Below are 6,620 nucleotides of genomic sequence, written 5' to 3'. Positions count from 1 at the left end.
CGCGCCGGCGGGGGCGACGGCGTGGACCACGATCTCGCCGGCGAGCTCGAGCGCCGCGACGTGCCGACGCACTCCGGCCGTGGTGAGCCGCAGGCCGCGGGCGAGGTCCGCCGCGGAGACCGGGCCCTCCTCGACGACGAGCCGCAGGATGCGCCGACGTGTCGTCTGCTCGGCCGGCTCGGTGGGGGCGCCGGGCGCTGCGCCGGGGTCGGCGGCGAGGCCGGGTCGCGACGTCATGACTGCCGGCACGTGCACCTCCTCGCCTGGGCGCCGTCCGGCACGAGCCGCACGACGGGCGGCCGCCCGGCCGCGATATAGGCAACATCCTTGTTGCCCAATTGCTTCCACGCAACGAAGGCGGGCCTCACCTGGCGGCGGTCGTGACCGACGTCACCGCCGTGGCAGCGGGCCCCGGGGGGCCGCGGCGGCCCCCGCGGGGGCGGTCGCGCCTAGACTCGCGCCTCGTGCCCCACTCGACCGCGCTCGACGCCGCACCCGTGCCGGACGACGTCGCCGTCGCCGTCACCGGGCTCGTGAAGCGGTACGGGCGGCGTGAGGTCGTCCACGGCGTGGACCTCGTCGCCCGGCACGGCGCGGTGACGGCCCTCCTGGGGCCCAACGGGGCGGGCAAGACCACGACCGTCGAGTGCTGCGAGGGCCTGCGCTCGCCCGACGGCGGCTCGGTCCGCGTGCTCGGTCTCGAGCCCGTGCGCGACGCTCGCCGGCTGCGCCCGCGCGTCGGGGTCATGCTGCAGGACGGCGGCCTGCCGAGCACGGTGCCGGCCGGCGAGGCGCTGCGCCACGTGGCGGCCATGTACGCGGCACCGCGCGACGTGGGCGAGCTCGAGGAGCGCCTGGGCATCGGCGCGTTCTCCCGCACGCAGGTCCGACGCCTGTCGGGCGGGCAGCGGCAGCGGCTGGCGCTCGCGGCGGCCGTCGTCGGGCGGCCCGACGTCGTGTTCCTCGACGAGCCCAGCGCCGGCATGGACCCGCAGGCGCGGCTGGCCGTGTGGGACCTCGTCCACGAGCTGCGCGCGGCCGGCACCAGCATCGTCCTGACCACCCACCAGATCGCCGAGGCGGAGGCGCTCGCCGACCACGTCGTCGTGGTGGACGAGGGCCGGGTCATCGCGTCGGGCACGACCGCGGAGCTCGTGGGCGCGCAGGACGTCGTGCGCGTCACCGTGAACCCCCCGGGGACCGCGCCGTCGCTGCGCGCCGCGCTCACCGCCGCCGGTCGCCCGGCAGAGGTGCAGGAGGTGCCGTCGGCGACCCCGGGCACCCTCGAGGTCCTCGCGGCCGCCGACCCGGTCCTGGTGCACGCCGTCACGGGCTGGGCCGCCGAGCGAGGGCTGCTGATCGGCTCGCTGTCGACCGGCGGGCGCACGCTCGAGGACGTCTTCCTCGACCTGACGGGACGGACCCTGCGATGAGCGCGACCCTGCCCCACGACGCCGCGGGCACGACGCCGCAGACCGCGGCGCCCCTGGCGCGCCGCGTGGGCGCCCAGGCGCGCGCGGAGGTCCGGACCGTGCTGCGCAACGGTGAGCAGCTGGTCATCACGCTCGTCCTGCCGCTGCTCATCCTCGTCGTCCTGACGCGCACGACCCTCGTCGACCTCGGCACGGTGGACCGGGTCGACGTCGTCGTGCCCGGGATCTTCGCCCTGGCCGTCATGTCGACGGCCTTCACGTCGCAGGCGATCGCGACCGGCTTCGACCGCCGCAACGGCGTCCTGCGCCTCCTCGCCACGACGCCCCTGGGCCGCGGCGGGCTGGTCGCCGGCAAGGTCGTCGCGGTGGTCGTGCTCGAGATGCTCCAGCTCGCCGTCCTCGGCGGCGCCGCGCTCGCCCTGGGCTGGCGGCCCGACCCCGCGGGTCTGCCCAGCGCCGCGGCCGCCCTCGTCCTGGGCACCGCGGCGTTCACGTCGCTCGCCCTCCTCGTGGCCGGGATCCTGCGGGCCGAGGCCGTGCTCGCCGTGGCGAACCTGCTGTGGGTGCTCCTGCTCGCGGGCGGTGCCGTGGTCCTGCCGGTCTCGATGCTCCCGGGACCGCTCGCCGAGATCGCTCCCCTGCTTCCCTCGGGCGCCCTGGGCGAGGGTCTGCGTACCGCGCTGGCCGAGGGCGCGTTCCCCGCGTCGTCCCTCGTGGTGCTGGCGGTGTGGACGGCGGTCCTCAGCGCACTGGTCGCGCGCACCTTCCGCTGGTCCTGAGGCGCGCGTCACGCCGCGACCCCTCCCGGCCCGTGCCGGGGCGGGGCGACGGCGGGCTACCGTGGACCCGTGAGCAGCACGACGGCACCGTCCGCGACGACCTCCCCCGCCGGCCCGTCCCGGAGCTCGTGGCGCCACCCGTCGGCCGCCTGGCGGCGGCGTGTCCTGATCGCCAACCTGGCCGCCCAGGTGCTGATCGTCGGCACCGGCGGCGCCGTCCGCCTGACGGGCTCGGGGCTCGGCTGCTCGACGTGGCCGCAGTGCGAGCCCGGTGAGTTCGCACCCGTCATGCACGAGGCCACCAGCTACCACTCGCTGGTCGAGTTCGGGAACCGGACCCTGACCGGCGTCCTGGCGGTCCTGGCGATCGCCGCCGCGTGGGTGGTGTGGCAGCGGACGGACCGCACGCGCGCGTTCCGCTGGCTGGGCCTGACGCCGCTGCTCGGCGTGGCCGTCCAGGCCGTGGTCGGCGGCATCACGGTGCTCGTCGACCTGCACCCGGGCGTCGTCGCCGTCCACTTCCTCGTGTCGATGGCGCTCGTCGCCGTCTCGGCGCTGCTCCTGGCCCGCGACCGCGAGGGCGACGGAGCACCGGTGCCCACGGTGCCCGAGCGGCTCCGCCGGCTCGCCCTGGCCCTCGTCCCGATCCTCGTCGTGGTGCTCGTCCTCGGCGTCGTGACCACCGGCGCCGGCCCGCACTCGGGGGACGACGAGGTCGCCTACCGGTTCGCGGTCGACCCGGTGCTGGTCGCGCGCCTGCACGCCGCGTCGGTGTGGCTGTACCTCGCCCTGATCCTGGCCGTGCTGGTCCTCCTGCGGCGGGCCGACGCGGGGGCGCGGCGCGCCACGGTCGTGCTGCTCGTCGCGGCCCTCGCCCAGGGGCTCGTCGGCTACGCCCAGTACTTCACCGGGCTCCCCGCGGTGCTCGTCGGCATCCACATGCTCGGAGCGAGCGTGCTGGTGATCGCCCAGGTACGACAGACGGTCGCCCTGCGCGTGCGCGCCTGACCGGCGCCCCGCGGGGCGTTGGCGTGGGGGTACCCGGCGTGGGCGGCGACGGCTCATCCGGACGCCGATCGTCCGGGTGAGCCGTTAGCGTCCCGTGAGAGCCAGGCGCGACGCCCGGCCGGCGCCGAGGAGGGACAACCATGACCGTCCAGACGAGCGACACGGCAGCGTTCCGGGGCGCGGACTTCCGCCGGGCGGACCTCGGTGGCGCGCGCTTCCGCGACTGCAACCTCGCGGGCGTGCGGATCGCCAGCTCGTGGGTGGACGACTTCCGCGTCACGGGGTTCGACGGGGGCGTCGGCAGCGTCGTCGTCGACGACGTCGACGTCACCGACTTCGTACGCGCCGAGCTCGACCGCCGGCACCCCGTGCGGGCGCTCGTGCGCTCGGCCCGCACGACCGAGGAGCTGCGGACCGCCTGGGCCGAGATCGAGCGTGCCTGGGCCCAGGCGGTGGCCCGTGCCCGCACCCTGCCGGACGCCGCGCTGCACGAGCGGGTGGACGACGAGTGGTCCTTCGTCGAGACGCTGCGCCACCTGGTCTTCGCGGTGGACTCGTGGGTCGGCCGGATGCTGTGGGGACGGACCGACCCGAACGACCCCATCGGGCTCGCGCCGACGGACACGGCTCCACCGACGACGGCCGCGCTGGGCCTGGACCCGCAGGCGAGCCCCTCGTTCGACGAGGCGCTCGCCGTCCACGACGACCGGCGGGCACAGGTCCGCGAGGTCCTGGCCAGGCTCGACGACGCCGTGCTGGACGACCCGCGCCGCGGCATCCTCGAGCCGCCCGACGGCGTCGAGGAGCGGACCGTGCGCGAGTGCGTCACCACGCTCCTGCGCGAGCACGCCGAGCACCTGCGCTACGCGACGCGGGACCTGGCGGCCCTCGAGGGTGCGCCCGCCTGAGCCCTCGGACGAGGGCTCGGGCCCGGGCTCAGCCGACCGGCCGCAGGCCCCGCCAGCCGTCGGCGCGCGCGAGCGCCGCCGCGAGCACGCCGTTGACCGCGGACGGGTTGCGGATCGCCCCCGCCCGGACGGCCGCGACGGCGTCGTCCAGCGGCACCCAGCGCAGCTCCATGTCGCGCTCCTCGTCCTCGCGGACATGGCGCTCGGCGTCGGGCACCGGCGTGAGGTCCCGCGCGAGGAAGACGCGGATCGCCTCGTCGCTGCCGCCCGGGGACGTCAGGTAGTCGAGGAGCACCCACCACGAGCCGGCGACGAGGTCGGCCTCCTCGGCCAGCTCGCGCGCCGCGGCCACCTGCAGGTCCTCGCCCGGCACGTCGAGCAGGCCCGCGGGCGGCTCCCACAGCTCGCTGCGGACCGGGTGCCGGTACTGGCGCAGGAGCAGCACGCGGTCGTCGTCGTCGAGCGCGATGACCGCGACGGCACCGGGGTGCCGCACGAACTCGCGGCGGACCGTGCGGCCCTCCCCGAGGTCCACGGTCTCGCGCACGACGTCCCACACCATGCCGTCGTGCAGCTCCTCGGTGCGGAGCACGGCGCGCTCGACGCGCGCGTCGGCGATCGCCGGCGAGGCGTGCCCGGGGCCGGTCACCGGCCCTCGGCGCGGCGCTCGAGGGCCGCCTGCACGAGGCCCGCGAAGAGCGGGTGCGCGCGCGTGGGTCGCGACGCGAACTCCGGGTGCGCCTGCGTCGCGACGTAGTACGGGTGCACCTCGCGCGGCAGCTCCACGAACTCGACGAGCGAGGAGTCCGGCGAGACGCCCGAGACCACGAGGCCGGCGGCCTCGAGCTGCTCGCGGTAGGCGTTGTTGACCTCGTAGCGGTGGCGGTGACGCTCACTGACCCGCTCGGTGCCGTAGGCCTTGGCGACCACGGAGCCCGGGGCCAGCACGGCCTCGTAGGAGCCGAGGCGCATGGTGCCGCCCATGTCCCCGCCGCCGTCGACGATCGCGAGCTGCTCGGCCATCGTCGCGATGACCGGGTCCTTCGTGCCGGGGTCGAACTCCGACGACGACGCCTCCGTGAGGCCGAGGACCGTGCGCGCGTACTCGATGACCATGACCTGCAGGCCGAGGCAGATGCCGAGCGTCGGGACGCCGGTGGTGCGCGCCCACGTCAGCGCTCCGACCTTGCCCTCGATGCCCCGCACGCCGAAGCCGCCGGGCACGAGGACGGCGTCCACGCCGGCCAGCGCGCGCTCGGCGCCCTCGGGCGTCGCGCACTCGTCGGACGGGACCCAGCGGATGACGACCTTGGCGTCGTTCGCGAACCCGCCCGCGCGCATCGCCTCGGTGACCGAGAGGTAGGCGTCGGGCAGGTCCACGTACTTGCCGACGAGCGCGATCTCCACCGAGGTGCTCGGCTGGTGCACGGCGTGCGTCACGCGCTCCCAGGCCGCCCACTCGACGTCGCGGAACGGCAGGTCGAGGCGGCGCACGACGTAGGCGTCCAGGCCCTCGGCGTGGAGCACCCGCGGGATGTCGTAGATGCTCGGCGCGTCGACGCACGCGACGACGGCCTCCGGCTCGACGTCGCAGAACAGCCCGATCTTGCGCTTGGTCGACTCCGGGAGGTCCCGGTCGGCGCGGAGCACCAGCGCGTCCGGCTGGATGCCGATGGAGCGCAGCGCGGCGACGGAGTGCTGCGTCGGCTTGGTCTTCAGCTCGCCGCTCGGGCCGATGTACGGCACGAGGGACACGTGGAGGAAGAAGACGTTGTCGCGCCCCAGGTCATGGCGCACCTGGCGGGCGGACTCGAGGAACGGCTGCGACTCGATGTCGCCGACGGTGCCGCCGATCTCCGTGATGATGACGTCGACCTCGGGGCCCGCCTGCGAGCGCATGCGGGACTTGATCTCGTCCGTGATGTGCGGGATGACCTGCACCGTGTCGCCCAGGTACTCGCCGCGCCGCTCCTTGGCGATCACCGACGAGTAGATCTGGCCCGTCGTGACGTTGGCCTGCGCCGTCAGCGGGACGTCGAGGAACCGCTCGTAGTGGCCGATGTCCAGGTCCGTCTCGGCGCCGTCCTGCGTGACGAAGACCTCACCGTGCTGGAACGGGTTCATCGTCCCGGGGTCGACGTTCAGGTACGGGTCGAGCTTCTGCATCGTGACCCGGAGGCCGCGCGAACGAAGGAGACGGCCCAGGCTCGAGGCGGTCAGCCCCTTGCCGAGCGAGGAGGCGACGCCTCCGGTGACGAAGATGTGCCGGGTCGTGTTGTCCGACCGCCCGGAGAGTCGGTTTGCTCGCTCTGCCACGGGCTTCCACTCTACCCGACGCGCGGCGTCCCGGTCCCCCGCCGCGTCGCCGTGTCCCGCCACACGCGCTCGAGCTGGTCGACGGTGTCGGCGACGGTCGGGAGCTCGGCCGCGCGCGCGAGCGCCGCCTCGCGCAGGTGCGCGCGGCGCGCGTCGTCGCCGAGCACCGCCGCCAC

7 protein-coding genes are annotated in these 6,620 nt (G+C 75.5%); 4 read left to right on the top strand and 3 right to left on the bottom strand.

The features are described from left to right. Positions 1–249 (bottom strand): helix-turn-helix domain-containing protein (locus IDM29_RS13595; protein ID WP_309232738.1); only part of this gene is annotated, 249 nt, incomplete at its 3' end. Positions 250–464: 215 nt separating this feature from the next. Between IDM29_RS13595 and IDM29_RS13590 the strand changes: the two genes are divergently transcribed. The 4 genes from IDM29_RS13590 (at position 465) to IDM29_RS13575 (ending at position 4,128) form a co-directional block, all read left to right on the top strand. Next, positions 465–1,433: an ABC transporter ATP-binding protein gene (locus IDM29_RS13590; RefSeq protein ID WP_255491837.1), complete on the top strand. Its 969-nt coding sequence runs from the start codon at positions 465–467 to the stop codon at positions 1,431–1,433. After that, positions 1,430–2,212, top strand: coding sequence for an ABC transporter permease (locus IDM29_RS13585; protein ID WP_182113695.1), 783 nt, complete (start codon positions 1,430–1,432; stop codon positions 2,210–2,212). Before IDM29_RS13590 ends, IDM29_RS13585 begins: the two co-directional genes overlap by 4 nt. Before the next feature lie 69 nt (positions 2,213–2,281). Beyond that, on the top strand, positions 2,282–3,220 hold the full coding sequence (locus IDM29_RS13580) for a heme A synthase (protein WP_182113694.1): 939 nt from the start codon (positions 2,282–2,284) through the stop codon (positions 3,218–3,220). 140 nt (positions 3,221–3,360) lie between these two features. Beyond that, positions 3,361–4,128 carry a DinB family protein gene (locus tag IDM29_RS13575; RefSeq protein WP_182114122.1) on the top strand — a complete coding sequence of 256 codons (768 nt, stop codon included), beginning with the start codon at positions 3,361–3,363 and terminating at the stop codon, positions 4,126–4,128. 28 nt (positions 4,129–4,156) lie between these two features. Here the strand turns inward: IDM29_RS13575 and IDM29_RS13570 are convergent, their stop codons facing one another. Both IDM29_RS13570 and IDM29_RS13565 read right to left on the bottom strand, forming a co-directional pair. Further along, entirely contained in the window at positions 4,157–4,777 is a 621-nt protein-coding gene (locus IDM29_RS13570) for an NUDIX domain-containing protein (protein ID WP_255491836.1), read from the bottom strand. Next, a complete protein-coding gene (locus IDM29_RS13565; protein ID WP_182113693.1) occupies positions 4,774–6,444 on the bottom strand; it encodes a CTP synthase in 1,671 nt (556 codons plus the stop codon). The genes IDM29_RS13570 and IDM29_RS13565 overlap by 4 nt, the downstream gene beginning before the upstream one ends. Positions 6,445–6,620: the final 176 nt, after the last annotated feature.

Origin of the sequence: Actinotalea sp. JY-7885 (genome assembly GCF_014525465.1) — a bacterium.
Classification (GTDB): Bacteria; Actinomycetota; Actinomycetes; order Actinomycetales; family Cellulomonadaceae; genus Actinotalea.
The sequence above is the reverse complement of the archived record's forward strand: the minus strand, read 5'-3'. Positions and strand labels throughout refer to the sequence as shown.